The sequence below is a fragment of the Methanosarcina sp. KYL-1 genome (assembly GCF_024372725.1).
GTDB lineage: Archaea > Halobacteriota > Methanosarcinia > Methanosarcinales > Methanosarcinaceae > Methanosarcina.
The window spans coordinates 61,804-84,392 of the sequence record NZ_VOUA01000014.1 but is presented as its reverse complement, the minus strand read 5'-3'; the positions used below and the strand labels follow the sequence as shown (position 1 = coordinate 84,392).

Genomic DNA, 22,589 nt, shown 5'->3' with positions numbered 1-22,589 from the left:
CACGAAATGCCTTCTTTTATTCTTTCATGCGCCTTTTCTTTGATCTGTTTGTAATTCTCTTCCGTTTATTCTACTCTTCTTCGGTCTGTCCCTTATTGGTCCTTTCTCAGAAAAACCGAGAGCAGCAGTCCAAGACATGCAAGAGCAATCCCGAATCCCGGTGACTTTTCGGGAGTCTCCTGCTGTGCCTCAGATCCGCATACGGGAGAAGTTTCCTCAATTTTTGTCTCCGGATCAATGACCTCGGATTTTAATTGATCCCCGGTAATCGAGTAGAGGGAGAAACCCGGGGTTTCGGCCCTGAAGTAGACGAATTCCTCGTCTTCTCCGGTCTTTTCGGAGGGGAGCCTGTTCCATTCCCCGTCGTGGAACCTGTTAAGGCCGATTGTGCTTTCATCAATATTGTTTTCTTTGATCCAGCTCTTCGGGACCTTGAAGGTGATGACCCCTCTATTAAGGTTCTCGGAACTTTCAAAGCGCTCATTCCCAACATTGATGTTCATGTAGCGAAGGATAATTCCCTCGGGGGTTTCTGCAACACCGGAAGCCTCGTCCCCGGTTTCACCGGCAGCGGCATCCGCATCAAGAACCTCAACGGTTGTCACCACCATTCCGGAAAATTCTTCCGACGTGAAGCTGATGCCCAGGATTCCAGAATTTTCTCCGCTTAAAGTGATGTGGGTTTCCTGACCTGCTATGACTCTCTGCTGGCCGTATTCAACAGCCTGCACTCCTGAAGCCCCGGAAGAAGCCGGAATGTAGCGTGGGGCATGGCTGCTCCCGCCGGTACTTTCGGGTGTGGGGATGACTTTTAAGGGCAGGTAGTCCGTAAAGTTAGCCGTGATATTATAAGGGGCATCACATAAGCCGTCTTTGTCAGCATCCGTGCAGTTTTGGCTCCAGCCGGTCCCGTTAGGAGTTGCCCAGTAGTTTCCACCAAGGTAGGGGCCGCCGACAATGTTTTTCCCGGAGGTTTTCGTGATGTTCCAGGTGACGTTCTGGCTCTCCTCATAAAATTCGGTGTTGTTCCTGTTGTTGAAGTAGTTGTTGAAAAGAGAGGTATTGTTGTAAGCTTCGAAATAAATTCCCGATAAGTTGTTTTCCGAAATGGTATTTCCGGACAGGGTGTTGTTTGTAGCCTCATATAATGTTATACCGCACTCTTCATTGTATGAGGCCGTGTTCCCGGAAAGAGTGTTATTAACAGATGTGTATATACCGATTCCCTCATACATCTTATTGTAGGAAGCGATGTTCCCGGAAAGACTGTTAAATTCAGAACTATCAATATAGATTCCGCCCCCCCCGTTGTAGAGGGCAGTGTTCCCGGAAAGACTGTTGTTTGCAGTATCCAATAAAGTGATACCGTCTTTCTGATTGTATGAAACAGTGTTTCCGGAAAGACTATTGAATTCAGAACTATCAATATAGATGCCCCATCCGTTGTAGAGGGCAGTGTTCCCGGAAAGACTGTTATTAACAGTTTCGACTAAATATATTCCAACTTCGCTATCCAGAGCCTTGTTTTTTATCAAACTGTTGTTCTCGGAACCATGAATGATAATTCCGGAAGAATCCGGTCCTTCACTGCTCCCGACAAGAGCCTTGTTCATCATCAAATTGCTATTCTCGGAACCATAACGGATAATTTCGGAAGAAGCCGGTCTTTCACTGCTCCTGACCAGAGCCCTGCTGCTCGCACTCACCATATGTATGGGCGTGAAAGGTTTGTTGTTGGAAGAAGCCGTATTTTCGATCAGGTTGACACCGTTGGAATATTCCAAACCGATGCCGAAACTGTTGTTATGGGCAACGTTTCCGGTAAGCGTACTGTCGCCAGACATCCCCAGATAGATACCTATACTGTTGTTAAGGGCCGTATTTCCAGTCAGGGTGCCCTCCGGGGAATTCATCAAAGCAATTCCGGCAGGTACAGGATAGATTTCTGAAGATGAGGCACCTACCAGGCCTTTCTCTCTGAAACCCGGCATAAACATGGACATATCAACGTTATCCGAAGCTGTGTTCCCGATCAGGTCACAGTTTTCCGAATTCCATAAAAGAATTCCAGTAAGTGAGTTTTCCAGAGCCTTATTTCCATTGAGAGTACTGCCACCGGAGTTTAAAAGGACAATGCCGCCTAAGTTTCTTGTAACCCTATTTCCAAGAAGCTGGCTGCCGCTGGAATTTTCAAGGTAGATTCCGCCCTCATTATTTGTCAGGATGTTGTTTTTTATTGTGATTGAGCCAGTGGTATTGTAAAGGTAAATTGCACATGTGTTGTTGCTTATCTGCTGGTCTTCTACCAGGACATTATTACAGTTTATGAGGTAGATGATGCCCGCATTGGAAGAAGAAGTAATTTCAACATCTGAAACCCCTCTAAGGTAAAAAACCGGCTTTCCGTTTATTGTGTTAGAGTCGCTGATGTCGTTATTAAATGAAACATCAGGACCCAGGTCGGAACCTGTGTAATAAGTAACCCCAAAATTGATATAATTATTTTGCATGAGGTTATTATCCAGAGTGTTGTTGCTGGAAGAAATCAGGGAAATACCTTCTTCACAGTCTGTTACTGTGTTTCCGGCAAGGGTGTTGTTATTGGATTCAGACACCTTGATACCATATTCACAGTTTGTTACTGCGTTTCCGGTCAGGTTGTTGTTATCGGATTCATATACCCTGATACCATAGGAATTATTCTGCAAATTATTGTTAACGATATTTGCTCCTGAAACCCCCTCTGAAAGATATACCCCTGAATATTGAGTGTCTTTGAGTGTAAATCCGCTGATAGTGATATCGTCTGCATATATGTCGAATACGTTGTTCTCTGAATTTGAACAGATAACCGTATCTTCCGGGTTCCCGGAGACTGCCTGAATGCTTATATTTGGCATCGTCAGGAACAGATTTTCCGAATAGTTGCCGGGATAAACCAGAATCGTGTCCCCGGAGCTGGCATTGCTCACAGCCGCCTGGATAGTTGTATAATTTCCTACGCCCACATTGCCAGTAACATTTAGCGTTTGCGCCAGAGCTGTACCGGTTGTCATCATCAGGATGACAGATATAATTCCAAAAAGAAACAATTGTTTTTTAGAATCCATAAATTTCACCGTTTTAAGTTTTTTGAATCACGTACTGTTTTCAAAGTCGAACTCATTAAACAATAATTAACTTTTTTAAATTCCTCCGATAAAGTTAAAATTTAGATGTAACAACTTGTAAATTTCTTCACTTTAGATTATTAAAAACCATTGTGATCTACAAATATGTTAACCTGATTATGTGAGTCACTGAAACTTTTTAACTTATTCGGTAAGATATGGATGTGACTATAAAAAGAGAGAAAAATGTAGAGGGCCTCTGAATAACATAAAACTCCCCAGAACCTGCAACTTGCCTTCCATCTTTACCAGAATAACATTGGACCTGTGAATATTAAAGCTGTACCAGCTGAAATTAAAATAGTTAAGCGCAGCGATGATGTCAAAGGCTTCAAAGTACTTCTTCATTGGACTATCACATCAATTGAAAGCTCTAAAAGAGGAATCAAGCTATGGCTATTCAGGATGATCAGATGAAACTGGATATCGCCCATGTATGGGACATCTCATCCGAGACCTACGATGACAAAGAAGGGCATGGAATCCATAGTGAAATCGAAAGGGAAGCATGGAAAAACCTATTTCGAAGTCTGCTCCCCCCTGGCAGGCTGGAAGTGCTCGATGTTGGCTGCGGGACAGGTGAAGTCGGGCTCTTATTTGCAGAACTGGGGCATCATGTTACCGGGCTTGATCTCTCGGAGAAAATGCTTGCAAAAGCAAGAGAAAAAACATCCGGGAAAAAATATGATATTACTTTCAGAGCAGGAGATGCTGAAGACCCTCCTTTTGAAACAGGAACTTTTGATGTTGTTGTAACCCGCCACTTACTATGGACTCTTCCACACCCTGATACTGCAGTCAGGAACTGGAAGAAAGTACTCAGGGAAGGAGGAGTGCTTATCGTTATAGATGGGCTCTATAATGGCGGCTTGATTGAAAGAAAGACAAGGCAATTTATCAGTGATTTCTTAACTTTGCTCGTTGAGAGAAGATATCCCGGAAGAAGGCAGTATCCTGACGAAATCAAAAACGAACTTCCAAACCCCAATGGAGTTCCGCCGAAAAAAACAATCGAATACTTCAGGAAGGCAGGGTTTAAAAACGTGAAGGATCTGGACCTGAGAGAAATCGCCAGAATTCAGAAGGAAAAAATGTCTTTCCGCAAAAGAATAGTCTTCAAACCCCAATCCCATTTAATTTATGGGGATAAAGTCAGCAAAAAGCCGTAAAAAGACCGGGGAAATATCACTTTTTTATTATATTTCCGCCCCAGCCCCCCCTCAAATACTTCGGCCGAAAATCCTCCGATTGCGCCGCTGTTTTGAAGTATATTTAGTTACCCAGAGTGAATTTTTTATAATATTTTTCCGCCAGCCAACCTCCCACCCTCAAATCAGCAAGTGGAAAAACACAACAGAAAGAAGTAAAAGAGAAGAAAAAAGACTAAGCGAAAAAAAGAACATTCAAGTTCCTCAAACCTTTCTCCTCAACTCCTCATACATTTCCCGAGAAATCCTGGTCTGCTTCAGAATCTCCTTAATCAGACCGATGCCTAAATTTTCATTACCATGTACAGGCACCACTGTTTTCCTGCCGTCAGGATGAACGTATCTCACATGGCTTCCTACCTGATGCACCTTTTGAAAGCCGAGCCTTTCAAGTATTTTGCACATATCCCTCCCATTCACGGGAAGGAGCTTGCTCATACTTTTACCTCTACCTGCTGAATCCCGATAAATTTCATCGGCAGGATATCTTCCAATTCTTCAGCCTCAATGCAGACCTGGATAGCTTCCTTTACACGCTCCATAGCCTGTTCCACAGTTTTCCCCTGAGTATAGCAGCCAGGAATGTCCGGTACTGTTGCGATGTACATCCCATCCTCATCCTGCTCGATCAGGACTGTGTAATTCAAGGTCTTGCCTTCCATTTGTATCATGATATTATTGGGTCCGTGAGTATTTAAAACTGATACAGCCCGGAATCGAATATGGCAGCTGACTGAAAAAACGGAGCTGCATAACTGTTTTATTGGATTTTTCCGCCAGCCACCCACCCTCAAATCAACAAGTCGAGAAACGGGATGCTAAAATTCCCCTCAACCTTTCGAAAGGATGCAGCAGTGGACACCCATTTTCCATTAGAACTACCGGATGACGAATACTTATCCAAGCAACCGGAAATAACTGTTTAATTATATTTTTCCGCCAGCCAACCGCCCACCCTCAAATCAGCAGGTCGAAAAATGGGACGCTAAAATTATCTTCAACCTTTCGAAAGATCACCGCAGAAAAAAATCTATTTTTCAGAAGAATAACGGAACGCTGGATCTAATTCGAAAACCAGGATCAAGTAAGTGCAATTACTCCATCAGCTATTCTCTAAAACCTTTTTTCGATTTGCTTTCTAGGTACCGGTGCTCTCACCGGTCTCGAAGACGACCGGCTTTTCCATAAAGTAAATTAAAAAGTTAATAATTCAAATAATCTAACATCTTTTTACCTTTTTCATTCAATTTTATGCAAGTAAATTTGCCAATTTTTTCGATATCAATTAAATTCCATTCATCTTTGAGCTTGCTAATGAAATTCTGATTTAACCAAGCATAATCTCTAGCTTTTTGTTTTGACTCATCGATATGTTCATCTGAACCCTTATTTTTACTCTGGTCATCTAACTTTCCGGCAAGAGAACGATTTGTATCCCGCATTGTTTTCAAATAATCATTTTTCTTTGAGAAATCAATAAGATCTTTCTTTGTTACGGGACCATCCTTAGATTGGAGGTACTGCAAAATAATTATTAATTCCTTGTTAGGGAGCCTAATGGGAAAAGTAGGAATCTCATTTATTTCTTTGACGCCTATACTTCTTGGTTCTAATCCACCAAATGCTTTCTTTAATTTCTTTTTATTGCTTTCATCAAAATCTTCAAAATACAGCTTAGGTTTCACATAGTAGGGAATAATATTCATGTCTTTTTCCAACATCATAGAACTTATTGTTCCAGCTATTGCCGAAAGAGTGCTCCCCGATGAGATATTTATATAAATATAATTTTCTTTGGTTTGTCCCCCAATTATTTTCTTTATCGCACCCAACAAATTAGACAAGTCGCTTATTGATTCTACAAACTCTATGATAACTGGAATACCTTCTTTTTCCAGACGTTTCTTATTTTCGTCTAAATAGCCCTTGCCTTTATCGTTTTTCTCTTGAGAAATAAGATAGACTATATCAGCGTTTTTCATAATTGCAGCTTTGCTGATCCTATCCAATTCAAAGCCAACAACGCAGATATGAACTCTTAATGGATTTTTCATAGTACATAACTCTAACTTACCATATATAACTTATTTGGCATATTCATTTTATTAAAAATATTAAGTATATTAAGCTTAATAAGTTAAAAAATATTTATGAAAGAGGAGAGACAATAGACAGCCAGCAAAATTTCAGAGGAAAAGAATGGTACAAAGAATATTTTTTGCCGGAACAGGGGCCTCAGGAATCGTGGGAACCCTCATTATTGCTGGAATAGCTTTAAAAACGCTTGATATTTCTTCCGAGTTGGCTATAACCGCAATAAGTGGTGGAATCAGTATAGGAATCCTTCTGGGGCTTCTTGGTGTAGCCGGAGTATTTATGAGAATTTTCGGGTGAGTTTAATGAGAAGAAAAGTAACAAGAGTGATTGACGGAGATACTTTTGAAGTCAAGACCAAAATTGGAGACACGAATAGGGTAAGAATTACAGGATATAACGCCCCAGAACTCAACGAGCGTGGCGGAAAAAGAGCAACTAAAAAGCTTAAAGATCTCATAGAGGGAGAAACGGTTTCATTAGTACCAAAAGCAAGAAGCTATGGTCGTGTAGTAGCTGATGTAAGAATCGGCAGAAGAAAAGTAAGCAAAATGATGAAAAAATAACGAGTTTTGAAGTTTGAGAATCAAATAAAGCGTAAAAAAGTAAAGTGAACTCTACAGAGTCATAGCATATAAAGAGGGAAAATTGATGCCTGAAAGCTGGAAAAAAGCCTTGAACAGTTATTCGTATCCCGTAAACTTAGAAGACTATAAAAAAGCAGCCCTGTTTCCAAGTTTTTTTAGTGAAAAAATAAAAGGAGATCGGCAGAGCACCATCAATTTTGAAAACTACTTCAGGGAGTTGGCCCCTGAATGTATAGAAGTATATTTCGAAGTAGTGTTTTGGAAATTATATTCACAAGCCCACATAAAGCAAAGCAGCACGACAAGAATTGTTGACAGTGTTCTGAACGAAGAAATAATAGCCGAAGATATATGGAACGTAGTACAGAACTTCGTAAGAAATCAAAATAGAAAGAACCTAGGAAAAATTAGAGACAAATTAGGAATCACGACAAGAGTTTTAGCTGTCCCTCTGACATTTCCAGCTTTCGCAGACCCAGAAAGAATCCCCATGATAGATAATAAAGTTGCATCTTGGGTAAACCTAAACGCAGAAGATCACAATCGTAACAGAAAAGACAAACTAACCCTTTTCAAAAAGAATTACACATCTCTTCAGGAAAATGACTTCCCTAACTATTTAAATTGGGTTTCTTGGTGCCAAGAGATGGCACAGGTATTAACAGAAATGAATGAAGAAAAATGGAGAGCGCGTGATGTAGAAATGGCCGTGTTTACAGCACAGCGCGAAGGAATAAACCTGAACGTAATACCATAAATTATTCACAAATAGAATCCCAAAATAATTTAACCATGTAATCACATCCATAAATAAAGAGAGAGAAATAGTTAAAAGTTAAATTTTAGATAAACATGCTAGAAGCTAACGATCTTACTAACCTAAATTATTCAATACTTCTCATTCTCCTGAGCATTATAGTATATTATTTTGGGAGATTTATCGGAGACACTAGGGTTGAAAAATTCGACAAAGATGTATATTATATTGAAGGATTCTTCTTTTTCATTTACTACGTAGTAATTCCTTTAGTAATTGCAATATATATTGACAATTATTTGGGAGGGCATCAAGAATTATTACCAACTTTTAAAATAAAATTGAGCCAACATCCATTAGGAATACTTCTTTTACAGATATTTATTTTTAGTTGTGTATCGACGAATGTCAGAGCAAATAAATTTTTTAATAGATACGGCTTGCTTAAAAAATACAGTGAGGCCTCTGAACAAAAAGTTAATGAGATATTTAATGAGCGAGGGATAGATACAACAAAACTTTCTAATAAAAAGCCTTCAGAGTTGTTTAACCTAATTTATAATAAAATTCCAACCAAGATATATGGAAATAAAAAAGTTTTATACATATTTTCATTTGTTACCATTTATTCAAGTTTTAATCTTTTCAACAATACCAACTCTCCACTAATAATCTCAATTTCTTTACTTTTAACATTGGTTACAGTTACAAATATTGCAATTTCCATTGGATACCATGGAGCATATTATCCAACCGCAAAGATATTTCTAGATGATGGGACAGTTTTCGAAGGGAAGATATTGAAATTCGGAAAATATGTGTCCCTACTAAAGGACGAAAAAAAGATATTTATTAATGAAGACAGAATAAATTATGTTGAAGAGAATTTATTCAAAGAAAAGGAAAATAAATAAGATTACCAAAAATTTCATACATTTGAAGAATTAATGCCAGTTTTCCAAAAATTATTAGATAATCATTCCTCTCCTTCTTCACCAGAACTTCTTCGTCTTCACATACTGCCTCTCAGCCTTCAAAATATCCCTGTAAAAAGCCTCTTCATCCACCCTCATCTTTTCAATCACCCTCGACGCCGTCTCAGGCCCGACCCCCCTGCTCGCAAGCGCAATAACGGCTTTTTTCCCCTGCGAGTTTACGATGCTGGCGTTCCGGTAGACTCTCTGGATGCGTTTTTTCTCCTCGGCTGAGATAGGGACGCCTTTTCCCTGCTTCCTGACCAGTTTGATTTCCTCGTCTTCCCAAGGCTTGAGGGCTGCAACCATTCTTGAGTCGCAGACCGGGCAGACGATTTCTTCGGGGGCGTTTTTGACCTGGCGGCGGGAGGTCCATTTCTTGCAGGTCGTGCAGAAGAGGATGATGTGGTCGTTCATGATCCGGTCCTTTAAGGCAAGGACGATCGAACGGTCGGCTTTTTCCGGGGCTACCAGGTCTTTTTTCATGGCAAAGCCGGCTGAGCCGATCGGGGTTGGGCCCGAGACCTCGACTGCAATTTCGCCGGCTGCAAGTTTAGTCAGGACTTCTTTTGCCCTGGAGACGTCGAGCATATCATGGAAGATTTCGCGGACCACCTCGTCGTACATGGAAGAGCCTTCGTAGATTTCAAGGAGCTTTTTCATGCTGATCCGGTCGTACTCGACGTCCTTTGAAAGGGCGCCGAACTTGCGGGCTACGTGGACCATCTTCCACTTCATGAGGGTCGTGTTCTTCAGGGTCATCTCGATTATGGGCTCGACGTGTTCCGGGCGGAGGGACAGGAGCATGTCCCGGATCTGGACGGGGCCTAGCCTGCGGGGGAGAGTGAGCCTGATCCGGTACGGGTCCACTTCCTGGGCTACGCTGCCCCCGAACCTGGCGGAGAGGAGGGAGGTCAGGACCCGCGCAAGAGTGCCGTTGGTGTTGTGCCCGAAGCAGGCGTTCAGGGTCACGGCGTCTCCTTCGTCTTCGATCACGATCGTGTCTGCGTCCGGGAGGGGGAAGCCTCCTTCGACGTGGTCCCGGAGGAGGCGGATCAGTTCAAGCACGGCCAGCCTGGACACAGGGTACTTCGCCTGCAGCTTTTCGGCAACCACCTCATCATCGCCACCATCGTCATAGCCATCGTCATAGCCATCGTCATAGCCAACGGCATCGCCAACGGCATCGCCGCCAACATCGCCATCGTCATAGCCATCGTCAGTTTCATCGTTATCACTATCGTTATCGAGCCTTTCCCGGATGAGGGCTGCAATCTCAGCCCTGAGTTTTCCCACGTCCTGCGCCACTTCAAAGGGTACCGGGATTTCTTCTCCGGTCCAGCTAGGGACTTCCCCCATGCCTTCGACAGGCTCGACTTTGATCCTGTCCCTGCCCGGTTCCCGTTCCTTATCCGGCATTTCCACGACCCGCCACATGTCTCCCTTCGTAATGAAAACGGCTCCCGGGCTTGCAAAGTTCACCACAAAAGCTTCGTCCAGCGTCCCGACGGACTTGCCGCTCACGATGTCGTAGATCTCGTACTTCTTTTCGTCCGGGATCATGGAAAGGTTATCGTAATAATACTGCCAGCTCTTCTTCCGCTTCTTGACAGCAGGCGAACCCTCGTCCCGCCAGACAAGCTTGTAATCGGAAACCTGGTCCACCACCCGCTGCAGCTCTTCCGGGCTGAGGTCCTTGAAGATATACGCCCGCCGGAGAATCGAATGGATCTTTTCGACCTTCACCTCCCCGAAGTCCATCACCATCCCTGCGATCTGGTTTGCAACAACGTCCAGGGATTTCGCGTGCGGGAAAATATTCTCCACCCTTCCTTCCATGGCAGCTTTCGTAATTGCCATGCTCTCGGCGGTGTCGTCGGCTTCCATCGAAATGATCGTCCCCCGGGACACTTCATGGATCTTGTGCCCGGCTCTTCCGACCCGCTGGAGCAGCCTCGATACCTGCCGGGGAGACCCGTACTGGACCACCCGGTCCACCTTCCCGATGTCGATCCCGAGCTCCATCGAAGACGTACAGATCAGCCCCCTGAGCTCCCCACGCTTGAACGACTCCTCAGCCTCGATCCGCGCCTCAAAGGAAAGAGAGCCATGGTGCACCCCGATGGAAGCCCCCATTTTCCTGAAACCCGAAGCCAGCGCCTCCGCGCTCTGCCGCGTATTGACAAAAATCAGGGTTGACTGGCTCTCCTCCACAATGTCCAGGATGCAGCGGAGCTGGGAGGCAAACTCAGGCTCGCAGCCGACCTTTCTTGCAATCTCCATGACCTCCCGGTCTTCGGATTCCCCCGAGACCTGCGGGCTGACCACATCGAACTCCAGGAGCTTGAGCAGGGGCACCATCACAACCGAAAAATCCCGCTCCGAGCCTGCCAGGAACTTTCCAATCTCCCAGGGGTTTCCCACAGTTGCAGATAGCCCTATCCTCTGGAACTCGCCTGAAATTTCCACAAGCCGCTCAAGCCCCACAGCCAGCTGGGCTCCCCTTTTTGAGCCTGCAAGCTCGTGGATCTCGTCAACCACTACATGGGTTACGGTCTCCAGGTTCTTCCGCAGCCGGGAGCCCGTAAACATCGCCTGCAAAGTCTCAGGAGTTGTGATCAGGAAGTCAGGGGGGTTTCTGGACTGGCGCTGGCGCTCACTCTGCGGGGTGTCCCCGTGCCTGACCTGGACTTTGATGTCAAGCAGCTTTCCCAGCACCTCGATCCGGGAGAGCATATCCCGGTTGAGAGCCCGCAGGGGAGTGATGTAGAGGGCAGAAATCCCGCTCCGCTTCTCCTGCTTTTTCTTGAGGATAGCATGGAAGACCGGCAGGACAGCCGATTCGGTTTTCCCGGAGCCGGTGGGGGCGATCAAAAGAGTGTGCTTTCCGTCAAGGATGTGGGGAAAAGCCCTTTCCTGCGGCTCGGTCGGGCGGGCGAAGCCCAGGGTTTTTAAGGCTTCCTGGATTTTCGGGTGAAAGGCCGCAAAGGTTTTGAGAGTGTTATCGTATGTCATTTTTCCGGTAGGGGCTTATGAAAAGGAATTTTTGATAAGGAATGGAAATTAGTATGAAATATTCATAGCAGGCCCGGGATAAAAAGGAAACTGTAAAAAATCAGAGCCAGCGAAAAACTTGAAACATAGGTTATGCTGAAAAAGTACCTTTGTTTATTAATTTATAGAGCTTATGATCTTTCCGCCAGGTTGAAAGTGATTTTGAATTCTGTCCCTTGCTCTCGCTTAAGCTCTATATTTCCGTCCAGCTGGTCAACAAGAATGCTTACTAACTGCAGTCCCAGTGATTCAACACTTCCCAATTCTACGTTTTTGGGAATTCCTTTCCCGTTATCCGAAATTGTCAGGCTGTAAAGGGATTTGCTTATTTCGTTATTCTTTTCTTCCCTGCAAAGCCGGATTCGAATATCTCCCTCTTTTTCAGTAAAAGCATGTTTGAGAGAATTCGAAACGAGTTCGTTAACAATTATTCCCAATGGAACAGCAGTATCCGTATTAAAGAAGGCATTTTCTTCCAGGTCCATGTACAGGCGGATATTTTTACTTCTAAGGCTGTAAGTCTGGAAAAGATTTTCAGCTAACTTTTTAAGATATGCCGAAAAGTTCACTGTGTCGGTTCCGCCCCCTTTGTAAAGTTCTTCATGGATAAGAGACATAGAGAGTATACGGCTCTGACTTTCCCTGAAAGCTTCCAGCACCTCTTTATCCCGGAATTTCTCAGCCTGGAGATCCAGCAGGGAAGAGATCACCTGCAAATTGTTCTTGATTCTGTGATGAATTTCTTTAATCCTGACTATATCAATCTCAGCCAGGGCTGTTTCTGCTTTAATGCGTTCAGTAATGTCTCTGGCAATAGCTGAGATAGCTACAAGCTCTCCGGATGCGTCAAAAATCGGAGAAAGAGTCACTGAAGTATTTATAAGAGTTTCGTCCTTTTTTATCCGTAAAGTTTCGTAGTGTTTGACCAGTTCCCCCTGTATAATCTTCTCATTCAACTGTTTTATCTCCCCTTTTAGGTTAGCCGGTTCAAGTATAGAAACATCTTTCCCCAGAATTTCTTCAGCCGAATAACCATAAATCTGCTCTGCTCCCCTGTTCCAGCTGGTAATAATACCTTCAAGAGACTCGGTTACAATAGCATCGTTCGATGATTCCAGAGCATTTGCCAGTATCTTAATCTTCTCTTCTGCTTTTTTGCGCTCAGTAATGTCCTGAACTATTCCCTTCGCTTGAACAGGGACATTTCCTTCATAAAAAATAATTTCTGATTCTGTGTGGACTATGCGCTCCTCTCCATCAGCTAAGATTATCCGGTAATCAACATCATGTGGTCTCCCTTTTAGACCTTCATTAATTGCATTAATCAGGTGGTCCAGATCGTCGGGGTGTACATACCTTAAAAACAAATCATAAGTTACTTTGAATTCTTGAGGGTTTAGTCCAAAGATACGATAAACCTCGTCAGACCAGAACAGTTCATTAGTTGCAATATTCCAGCTCCAGTTTCCGATATGAGCCATTCTTTGAGCTTCAGCCAGACCTTTTTCACTTTCTTTCAACCGGTTGTAAGCCTTTTCAAGTTGCTTCGTCCGCTCTTCAACAAGTTTTTCCAGATTATCATGTGCCTTTTTCAGGGCATCTTCTGCTTTCTTGAGTTCGGTAATGTCTCGCGCCACTCCTATCAATCCTATGATGTTGCCCTGTCCATCATAGTATGGTGCTTTTACGGTCTGGAGGATGAGCCATCCGTGTGATGTAAATATTCTCTCCTCTAAGGTTGTCCCTTTTCCGGTCTCCATGACCCGCTTGTCATCCTCCGCTAGCTTCCTGGCTATCTCAGGAGGGTAAAAATTGGAAACTTTCTTATTAAGGACCTCTTCAGGAAATTTGCCCATAAGCCTGTAGTAAGCTGTGTTTGCCAGGATCATCCGGGCTTCTCTATCCATGACGAAGATGGCGTCTGAGACGTTCTCCATGATGTCTCGGAGGAAGGCCTCGCTCTCCCGGACCTCGTTCTCGATGCGACGCAGCTTCATAATCTTGTGAAGCTCATTAGCCACCAATTGGAGCTGCATGACATCGCGGTCGTCGTACTCATCTACCTTGTTGCCCACACCGAAGATGATCCTCACCTTGCCGTTTTCGGTGACCGGCACGCTCATGAATCGCTTCACTGTAGCGTGTCCGGCCGGCAGCCCTTTCTGGTGTGGGGAGGAAGAAAAGTCGTTGTAGACCACCGGCCGCTTAAGCCGGACGCAATCGACCCAGTTACCTGCCTTTTCAATAGGGTAGTGCCCTTCCTTCCCTGCCGTGCATGACCTCAATGCTTCCTGATTCCAGGTGACGAGGATGATCTCTTTCTCGTCCTCGGAGACGAGGTGGAAGAAGCCGATCGTGCTATCGGTTATCTTGACGGCTTGATTGAGTGCGAAATCGTAGAGTTCGCGGTCTGATAGGGTCGATGATCGGGTATAGAGCTCGCATAAGCCTGTCGCTCGCGCCAGTTCGTTGCTGAGCTGGTGCTCCGCCCGTTTGCGCTCGGTAATATCCCTGATGATAATGACTATCCGAGGCTCTCCATTGTTATCCGTGAAAAAGGTGCTGCTGATCTCTCCAGGGAACTTAGTTCCATCCTTGCGAGTGTAAGTTAGCCGGGCTTTTGTTGATCCGGTACGCATAAGTTCGTCTAATACGTCGGATACCGCCGGATCTTCCGGGTCAAACATCACATCGCGCCCCCTGCCGACCAGTTCTTCTTCCGTCCATCCCAGCATCCGGCAGGCGGCCGGATTAGCTGACAGAATTCTCCCCCCATCCCGGGGGTCACTAAGGATAAAGGCATCCGTGCTGTGGTCGAATAGCATGCGATACCGCCCCTCGCTCTTCCTCAGCGCGTCCACCAGGGTATCGCGTTCCGCCAGCGACCGGGCAAGTTTGATATTGCTGTAGCCTAGCTGTGAAATCATGTGAGCAAGCTTCGTGAGGAAGGCCATGCCTGTATCCACAGCTTCCCTGCTTAACCGCGGAACTTTTTCAAGCGCTTCCAGGTATTCCTCCTCGTTGAAGCCGTATAGTTTAGCCTGGGATTTGAAAAGCTCGTAGTCCAGAGGTTCGTCCTCAAAAAAAAACTGCCCTGAGAAGAGAATCCCGACTTGCTGATCTCCAATCATGATTGGAGTCGACATGTCCCACATGTTGTTTTTGCACTTGAACACCTTAAACTTTCCAGAAGCAACGCCCATAGATAGCTTCATGCTGCTTTCCAGGCAGTGCTTGCAGGTTTCGACATGAATCCTGTGAAATCTGGTGCAGATGTCCTGCCACCCGACCCCTAACAGAACATTGCCTTTAAGGTCGTTTAAGCCCATGGGAATATGAGTAAGCTTATAGAAATCATCCATAAGGGACTGAATCGCCTGGATGTCAACAATCTCTGCAAGCTCAAGGTTAGCCATCTCCCGGGCAGGCGAGAGAACAGTTTCTGACTTCATCCTGACGCGCTGCTCACTCTGGCACAGCGCCTCTTCAGCAAACTTGCGCTCGAGAGTCTCGGCATGTAAAGCCTGATTGGCTTTTTCAAGCTCGGCAGTCAGTTCCTGCACCCGGATCTCCAGTTCGTCAGCACTCAAACGGTTAGAAGTCATAATTCTCCAGCCCTGTTCCAAAGAAAAGAAACAGTGTGTCCGCAAAATCCTTTTTCATTTGATAGAACCGGCAAAAGTGCGCTCCGTGACATATTCCCAATGGACCGATAACGGGAATTCTCGGTTTTTCACTCATTCCGTCCCCTCAAATCACCAAAAATAATTTAAAAGCTTGATTATTCCTTGAACGCTTTTCAGGAAAAACAGAACCAATCTGAATAAAAAGATGAATATTATGAGAATATATAAATAAATATATAATAATGTTTCTTAGACCCTTTGTTATTTTCTATCTTCAGGTTTTCTCCAGGACCATTAAAAAGTTTGTATCAATGCAATATACATTATCAATGTCATAAAAACATTTTGACACAATATAAAAATTTTAATTTAAGAAAGGCACCCCCCAAAAGAAAAAGTGGAACAGCATGTTGAAACTAATGCTATTTGCAAGCTGAGATTAAAGGTTCTGAGTGACGTTTCTCTTACAGCCCATCAGATCTTCATATGATATTCATCAGATCGTCTCATTCTGGGCTTTCGGGGCTTCTACGTCTTCTGCCCCCGGTTCGGGTTCTAACTCTCGTATGCTCCAGTTTCCTGAGGTTCCTTACAGACCCGAGCCTTGTTCCGTCCAGCAGGTACATCTCGGCATTTTCAAGTTCGATGCTCCCGGAAGAAAATGCAGGCCCTAGCAGGTCTTCACAGGTTGATTCGTTAAATGGGACACCCCCGCAGAGTTCGTTAAAAGCCGGCATGATGAAGACTTCGGGATCAGCCCAGGCCTCTTTGGAACCGAAGTCCAGGCTTTTGAAGTGCTCCCTGAGGGCTTCGGGGTTGAACCTGCTCCTGATCCAGGCAGGCTCGGTTATGGAATAGCCGAATTTGTCGGTGAACCGGACTGTAGGGTGGTTATGGGCAGTGACCACATGGGACGCAGCCAGCAGTTCCGGTGCAGGCCAGGTATGCCCGTGGAAGTACCCGACCCCATCCAGGACCACCCCCCGCACGGGATGCACCATGATGTCCTTTTGCCTGTCGAAGAGGAGCTCGATTCCCCCGTCATGGTTCCCGGGCAAAATATCAACCCGGGCGTATTCCGAAAGCGCTTCTAAGAACCTGGGGATTTCGTCCTTTTCCTGCCAGGAAACCTGCGGGACATTGTGCTTGACATCCCCAAGGAGCACTATCCGGTCAGGATTTACTTCTTCGATGTAGCCCTCTATTTTTGTCAGCCGCTCTTTCATCCGGCTGGGGAGGTTGATCCCGCTCCTGTAGAGGTCCCACTCGATCCCGAGGTGGATGTCGGCTATGACCAGCGCGGTTTCGGTGTTCCTGACGGTGAGAGCGGGCTCGTTGAGGATTGGGGTGATTTCGGGAGGTAGGGTGATTTTGGGGGGCATGATTAGTAAATGGATGGTTTTTAGGGATTCAAGGAACCTTTCCTACTCTTGAAAAGAGAATTTTGATTTTTCAGACTCAAGAAAATATTCAAGATGAGATGTATTTTACAATATTTAAATAATGCACCGATTATAAAAGATAGAATACCTGAAGGAGGGGACAGTATGGACGCAACTTCACTTATCACCGCCCTCCTGTTTCCCATTTTCCGCAAGCTTATCCAATCTCTCCGAAAGCTCCTCCATCATCTTCCGCATCTCGGCAAGCTCCCCCTTAACCTCAATGATCCTGTCATACATGGGGCTGCGGTTGTCTTTGACCGCCTGTTCCTGGGAAAAGCGCTGCTTGCTCGGCAGGATGTAAGTATAAATAATAAACATTGCAGTCAGCCCTACACAGCCCATGGCCCCCAGGAAGAAAAGATAGTGCGGGAAGACGGTCCGGATGTAAGAGTCTCCGGAACTATAGTACTGCAGGCGGCTGATCATGAGGAAGTTCAGGATGGAAAAAAGGAACATGGTTTCACTTATGAGGATAAGGAAACCGCCTATCCGGGTGGACATTTTGCGCTGGCGCGGGATTATTTTGTCAAACATAGACAACACTTTAAACACTTTTTTCTTTTGCAGGTGGAATAATGCTGTGGGATATGAAACTTACGATGTAAAAAAGTTGATGTTTTTAAGAATATGATGTTTTAAACATAAGTTATTTACATCTCATACTCCAGAACATCATCAATCGTATCCACATACTCGACGTCAATCCCGACATTTTCCTCAATGTATTCCTCGGCATCCAGGACTTCCGGCACTCTCTCTATGACGGTAAAGCCGCCGTACTCTTTTTTCACGAGCCTGTACGTCACAAGCTCGCTGTTTTCCCTGGGTAGGAGGAAGAGGGTCTTGCCGCCTGCTTCTGCAGCCTGGGCTTTTTCAAGGACGCCGCCTATGGGGCCGACGTTTCCCTCATTGTCTATGGTGCCGGTGAGGGTTATGCTCTGGTTCAGGTCTGTGCCGTTGAGGGCGGAAATCGTAAGGAGGGTCATGAGGGCTCCGGCGCTGGAACCGTCAACTCCGGGGATCGTTTCTTCTGCCGTGATGCTGAAAATGGTGTCGCTGCCCGAGAGGGGGACCCCGGTCCTTTTCTGGGCTACGAAGACGGCGGTGTTGGCTGCGTCCTGGAAAATCACTCCCATGAGGGGAGTCGTCTGGACGAGGACGCGGCCTTTTCCGGGCTGGATTTCAGCCGAGATGTTGATCAGGGTACCCTCTTCGGAAACGGATTCACGGACAAAGGGGCCTGACTGCTCCGTTTCAATTCTCTGGAAGACAGCCGGGGCCTGGAGGGAGGCAAAACCTTCCACGCCGGAAGGGCAGGCGCCGGTCTGCGATTCGAGCTCAAAGACCTTTTCGCGGTAGAACTCTATTTGAGAGGCGTAAGACTGGAGCGACTGGTTATTCTGAATGACCTTCGCCTCCAGGGCATCGTTTTCCTTTTCAAGGGAGTTGATGCGGGCCTGCATCTCCTGGATATCCCCTTCCCCGGGAACCTGCGGCTGCTGGAACATGATAAAATAGGCATTTCCTGCCAGGGAAAGGATCAGAAGAAGAACAAGGATTTTTGATTTCATTATATTAATATGATAAATCCACTGGTACTTATTTATTCCTTCCTTTCCTCTGCACCGGAAATGCTGAAAGATTGAACAGTCCTGATTGTACAGATCCTGTCCTGCCAGAAAAGCTGGAAAGAAAGTGACGCTGAAAGAAAATGATGCTGAAAGAAAGTGATGCTGCAAAGAAAGTGATTGTGAAAAAAACGTATGAAACAAAGCTTTTCTATAAAATCTAATACTATACTAATAGGGGTGCAGAAACCCAATTATACAGGGGGGTGTGGATTACGGTATATTTAGCAATAAAACACAAAGTCGAAGACTACTCCAGATGGAAATCCATATTTGATGAACACGGATCAACAAGAGGAAAAGCCGGATGCAAAGGCGGACAACTTTTCCGCAATTCGGATGACCCGAATGAGATATTTATTCTTTTTAATTGAGACACAAAAGAGAATGCCATCAAATTCATAGCTTCCGAGGACCTGAAGAAGAGGATGCAGAATGTAGGGGTTTCTGGCAAACCGGAAATATTCTATCTTGAGAAGATTGAAGGCTTCCCTGTCTGAACCGGAAAGTCTGAACCGGAAAAAATCAATTCAAAAATCAATTCAAATCCGTAAAAAACTTAAAAAATAGTGACGAAAAGGGGGGCAGAGGCTGGAAAAGAGAGTAAAACACTCTGCCTCAAGTTTCTTTTCTGGGAAAAAGTATCTTCAGAGCGATGAGGCTGGCTTTCGGTTTTTCAAAGAACTTCCGTTATGCTGTCAATTCACCTTCAGCCTTCTTTACATTAGGCCCTTCTTTTGTGTCCTGGACAATATAGCCAAGGTCTTTTATTTGGTCCCTGATAGAATCTGAAGTAGACCAGTCCTTCTTTTGCCGGGCAGCTTCACGTTCCTCAACCAGCTTCATTACTTCTTCCGGGACCTCTTCTTTTCCTGCAAAAAGGCCCAGGACATCCGAAAATTGGCGGTAAAGGGTGTGTATTTTCTCAAGCACCTGCCTGTTTTTCCCGGCTTCGAGATACCTGTTGGCGGTACGGGAAAGGTCGCGGAAGGCCGTTATGGCTTTAGGGGTGTTGATGTCGTCTTCGAGAGCCTCCTTAAACTGGATTTCCAGTTCAGGAAGTACTTTGAGAGTTTCTTCGTCCCCGGGATATTCCCGGTCATCTGCGCTTCCCAGGACAAATTCAAGGTTATCAAGGGTCTCTTTAAGCTTCATGTAGTTGTTTTTAGCGTTTTCGGCAAACGCTTCGGAATAGTCCAGCTTTTTGCGGTAGTGGACTGAGAGGAACATGAAACGGACCACTTCCCCCCCGTATATTTCCACGATTTCGGGAAGCGTAAAAACGTTTCCTTTCGACTTGCTCATTTTTTCCCCTTCCACGATCAGGTGCTCCCCGTGGACCCAGTAGCGGACAAAGGGGTTTCCTGTGGCCCCTTCGGACTGAGCGATCTCGTTTTCGTGGTGCGGGAAGATCAGGTCCACGCCCCCGGTGTGGATGTCAAGGGTTGGGCCGAAGGTTTTCATTGCCATGACCGAACATTCGATGTGCCAGCCTGGCCTGATCTTGCCCCAGGGGCTTTCATAGCAGATCCCCCGCTCGATTTCCTCCGGCGTTGAGGCTTTCAGGAGGGCAAAGTCCCGGGGGTTGTCCTTATCGTATTCGTCCACATCGACCGAAGCCCCGATTTTAATGTTCTCAAAATCGATTTTCGAAAGCTTGCCATACTCCGGAAATCCCGAAATCCTGTAATAGACCGACCCTCCTTTTTCATAAGCAAGCCCCTTTTCCATCAATTTCTGCGTAAGGTTGACCATTCCGCCGACGTTTTCAGTGGCTTTCGGATACACTGAAGCCCGCCTGATATTCAGCATATCAAGGCCCTTAAAAAATTCCTTCGTATACTTCTCTGTGAAAACTTTAAGGGACATCCCGGCCTTTTCCGAGTCCCGGATGGTCTTGTCGTCGATGTCCGTGATGTTCATAACAAGTGTTACTTTGTAACCAAGGTATTCAAGGGTCCTGACAAGGTTGTCCGTCATTAAAAAAGTGCGGTAATTGCCTATGTGGGGAAAATTGTAAACCGTAGGCCCGCACGCATAAATCGAAACTTCCCCTGCTTTCAGGGGCTTGAAAGGCTCTTTATTTCTGGTCAGGGTATTGTACACTTGCAGCATTCCGAACACCACTGTGAATAACGAATTAATTTGATGCTATAATTAAAAATAAGTCTCAAGAAATATAAAGAAAACGAAACCGGCCCCAAATAGACCACCCGGTGACAAATAAAGGAAAAGAAAGGAAGACAAAAACACATCAGAAGCGGGACAAATTAAGAAATGGAAATAAAAAAAGCACCGGGATAAGATAATTTGACCCCATGGCTGAATATATGCGTTGGTCAGATATCAAAGTTAACCTTTAAAACCTCACACTGCGGCATATTTTTGATTTGTACGCCCTCCAGTGTTCCTGTTACCTCCAGGCTATCAAATTCATTTGAACCGCATAGTACGTCCTGATTCGGGTGCGTGCCAGGCGTGATATGGCAGCTTAGGACAGTCTTTTCACCAACCGACACTACGATTGGAAGCCTTGGTGATGCAGGGTGTTTCTTCGGAAGAACTATTAATGGTGACCTCATTTCCCGGATCATGAAGAGAACGCATTTAAGCCCTTTCTCCGTTTTCTCATCCACCGAAAACGCAGAAGCAACAATCAGGTCATGAGGTTCCAGTCCCAGTACAATCTCTTCATGTTCTGTTTCCAGAAAGAACTGCCCACGCGGACCTACTTTCACAATGGCCACGGTTCCTGCCGTGCCGCGCAGGAGGAGCATTTCACTTTCCTTCAGTGAAATGTCTTTAGAAAAATCCGGTTTATTCATATTAAAAATAAGTATCTGAAAAATCCGGTTGATTATTTGGGTTCTACATTTTTAGACTGGCAGGAAGGGCACGTCACATTCTTGCCAATGCCTTTGAATTTATTTTGACAGTCCTTGCATACGTAATTTTTAGGCGCCAGCTTTCCTTCCAGCTCGATATCAAAAGAATCTCCAACACTACACATTATTATTACCTCCTGGTTTTATCAAGGGGCTTACTAATCAGATAACCCAGATATTATTGCCCATACTTCTCCAAATACCTTTCCATATCTATCCCCGGGCAATTTCTGACCGAAGTTCTCCCATCAGGGCAACCCTTTCCGCAAAAGCATTGTGACGATGGATACTTTCTTCATTAATCTGTTTGATCGTGATAACTGCATCATCCGGACGAGAGAATTTTTTGCCGACGTTTTTGACCATGGTACGCACACAGCCCTCCACAAATTTTTGATTCTTGTGCGCATTTTCGACAACACATAAAAATTAATTTACCTCAAAAACCGACACACCCAGCATCTCAAGAATCCTCCCAAGCCTGAACAGGGGAAGTCCCACCACATTAAAGAAATCCCCTTCGACCCGTTCCACCAGCACTGCCCCCTTATCCTGAATCCCGAACGCCCCTGCCTTGTCAAGAGGTTCACCTGTCCTGACGTAAGCCGAAATCTCTTCCTCACTCATTTTCTTCATCCGGACATCTGTGAGCTCGGATTCGCTGATTTCCTCTCCTCTGTCCATGTCCAGGACCGTCAGGCCCGTGATGACCTGCACTGTTTTTCCGCTTATTTTTTCCAGCATTTCCGTTGCTCTTTCCGGGGTGTGAGGCTTTCCGAGAACCTCGCCTTCACAGAGCACCGATGTATCCGCTGCAATAATGATCCCGGAATCGAACCTTTTTGCAACGTCCCTGGCTTTTTCCACGGAATGCCGGATGAGAAGTGCTTCAGGGCTTAACCCCTGAAGGGGTTTTTCCTCATAAGAGCTTACGAAGACTTCAAAATTGTCCCCTATCAGCTGTTTTAATAGTTCTTTCCTGCGGGGGGATGCGGAAGCGAGGATGATTCGGCGCATGAGGAGATTTCAGAGAAAGGTGGATTTAACCTTGATGGAAGCAGCAAATAAAAGGAGGAAAAGTTAAGGAGGAAAAATATAAAGAGAAAATCATAATCCTTAAAATCTACTGTACTTTTTTACATTTTCAGAGAAGAGAGCAAT

At 45.3% G+C, this 22,589-nt stretch carries 16 protein-coding genes and 1 pseudogene; 5 read left to right on the top strand and 12 right to left on the bottom strand.

Annotation, left to right across the window (positions count from 1 at the left end):
* Window positions 1-92: 92 nt before the first annotated feature.
* Window positions 93-3,056 carry a NosD domain-containing protein gene (locus FTO70_RS10810; protein ID WP_255335766.1) on the bottom strand — a complete coding sequence of 988 codons (2,964 nt, stop codon included), beginning with the start codon at window positions 3,054-3,056 and terminating at the stop codon, window positions 93-95.
* A 506-nt stretch (window positions 3,057-3,562) separates the two neighbouring features.
* On the opposite strand from FTO70_RS10810, the gene FTO70_RS10805 reads away from it, so the two are divergent.
* Complete coding sequence (locus tag FTO70_RS10805; RefSeq protein WP_369694363.1) at window positions 3,563-4,339, top strand: class I SAM-dependent methyltransferase; 777 nt, start codon at window positions 3,563-3,565, stop codon at window positions 4,337-4,339.
* A gap of 243 nt (window positions 4,340-4,582) precedes the next feature.
* Here the strand turns inward: FTO70_RS10805 and FTO70_RS10800 are convergent, their stop codons facing one another.
* The 3 genes from FTO70_RS10800 to FTO70_RS10790 all read right to left on the bottom strand — a co-directional run bounded on the left by FTO70_RS10800 (window position 4,583) and on the right by FTO70_RS10790 (window position 6,432).
* Window positions 4,583-4,816, bottom strand: coding sequence for a type II toxin-antitoxin system HicA family toxin (locus tag FTO70_RS10800; protein WP_255335765.1), 234 nt, complete (start codon window positions 4,814-4,816; stop codon window positions 4,583-4,585).
* A complete protein-coding gene (locus tag FTO70_RS10795) occupies window positions 4,813-5,049 on the bottom strand; it encodes a type II toxin-antitoxin system HicB family antitoxin (RefSeq protein ID WP_255335764.1) in 237 nt (78 codons plus the stop codon). Before FTO70_RS10795 ends, FTO70_RS10800 begins: the two co-directional genes overlap by 4 nt.
* Before the next feature lie 531 nt (window positions 5,050-5,580).
* Window positions 5,581-6,432 (bottom strand): DUF6293 family protein, encoded by an 852-nt coding sequence (locus FTO70_RS10790; RefSeq protein WP_255335763.1) that lies wholly within the window; start codon window positions 6,430-6,432, stop codon window positions 5,581-5,583.
* 145 nt (window positions 6,433-6,577) lie between these two features.
* On the opposite strand from FTO70_RS10790, the gene FTO70_RS10785 reads away from it, so the two are divergent.
* The 4 genes from FTO70_RS10785 (at window position 6,578) to FTO70_RS10770 (ending at window position 8,730) form a co-directional block, all read left to right on the top strand.
* A complete protein-coding gene (locus tag FTO70_RS10785; protein WP_255335762.1) occupies window positions 6,578-6,772 on the top strand; it encodes a hypothetical protein in 195 nt (64 codons plus the stop codon).
* Window positions 6,773-6,777: 5 nt separating this feature from the next.
* Window positions 6,778-7,038 carry a thermonuclease family protein gene (locus FTO70_RS10780; protein ID WP_255335761.1) on the top strand — a complete coding sequence of 87 codons (261 nt, stop codon included), beginning with the start codon at window positions 6,778-6,780 and terminating at the stop codon, window positions 7,036-7,038.
* Between the two features lie 85 nt (window positions 7,039-7,123).
* The gene (locus FTO70_RS10775) at window positions 7,124-7,816 is read left to right on the top strand and encodes a hypothetical protein (RefSeq protein WP_255335760.1); all 693 of its coding nucleotides are present in this window, start codon (window positions 7,124-7,126) and stop codon (window positions 7,814-7,816) included.
* 95 nt (window positions 7,817-7,911) lie between these two features.
* Window positions 7,912-8,730 carry a hypothetical protein gene (locus FTO70_RS10770; RefSeq protein ID WP_255335759.1) on the top strand — a complete coding sequence of 273 codons (819 nt, stop codon included), beginning with the start codon at window positions 7,912-7,914 and terminating at the stop codon, window positions 8,728-8,730.
* 78 nt (window positions 8,731-8,808) lie between these two features.
* Here FTO70_RS10770 and FTO70_RS10765 read toward each other — a convergent pair whose 3' ends face one another.
* The 8 genes and pseudogenes from FTO70_RS10765 to FTO70_RS10725 all read right to left on the bottom strand — a co-directional run.
* Window positions 8,809-11,805, bottom strand: a complete 2,997-nt coding sequence (locus FTO70_RS10765; protein WP_255335758.1) for a DEAD/DEAH box helicase — start codon at window positions 11,803-11,805, stop codon at window positions 8,809-8,811.
* Window positions 11,806-11,975: 170 nt separating this feature from the next.
* Window positions 11,976-15,449, bottom strand: a complete 3,474-nt coding sequence (locus FTO70_RS10760) for a PAS domain S-box protein (protein WP_255335757.1) — start codon at window positions 15,447-15,449, stop codon at window positions 11,976-11,978.
* A 527-nt stretch (window positions 15,450-15,976) separates the two neighbouring features.
* On the bottom strand, window positions 15,977-16,852 hold the full coding sequence (locus tag FTO70_RS10755; protein WP_255335756.1) for a metallophosphoesterase: 876 nt from the start codon (window positions 16,850-16,852) through the stop codon (window positions 15,977-15,979).
* Between the two features lie 177 nt (window positions 16,853-17,029).
* Window positions 17,030-17,449, bottom strand: coding sequence for a hypothetical protein (locus FTO70_RS10750; protein ID WP_255335755.1), 420 nt, complete (start codon window positions 17,447-17,449; stop codon window positions 17,030-17,032).
* Window positions 17,450-17,565: 116 nt separating this feature from the next.
* Window positions 17,566-18,486 carry a S16 family serine protease gene (locus tag FTO70_RS10745; protein ID WP_255335754.1) on the bottom strand — a complete coding sequence of 307 codons (921 nt, stop codon included), beginning with the start codon at window positions 18,484-18,486 and terminating at the stop codon, window positions 17,566-17,568.
* A 747-nt stretch (window positions 18,487-19,233) separates the two neighbouring features.
* A complete protein-coding gene (gene cysS / locus FTO70_RS10740; protein ID WP_255335753.1) occupies window positions 19,234-20,658 on the bottom strand; it encodes a cysteine--tRNA ligase in 1,425 nt (474 codons plus the stop codon).
* A gap of 224 nt (window positions 20,659-20,882) precedes the next feature.
* Window positions 20,883-21,368 carry a hypothetical protein gene (locus FTO70_RS10735; protein WP_255335752.1) on the bottom strand — a complete coding sequence of 162 codons (486 nt, stop codon included), beginning with the start codon at window positions 21,366-21,368 and terminating at the stop codon, window positions 20,883-20,885.
* Window positions 21,369-21,647: 279 nt separating this feature from the next.
* Window positions 21,648-22,445, bottom strand: a pseudogene (locus FTO70_RS10725) (Maf family nucleotide pyrophosphatase); the annotation flags it as partial.
* Window positions 22,446-22,589 lie beyond the last annotated feature (144 nt).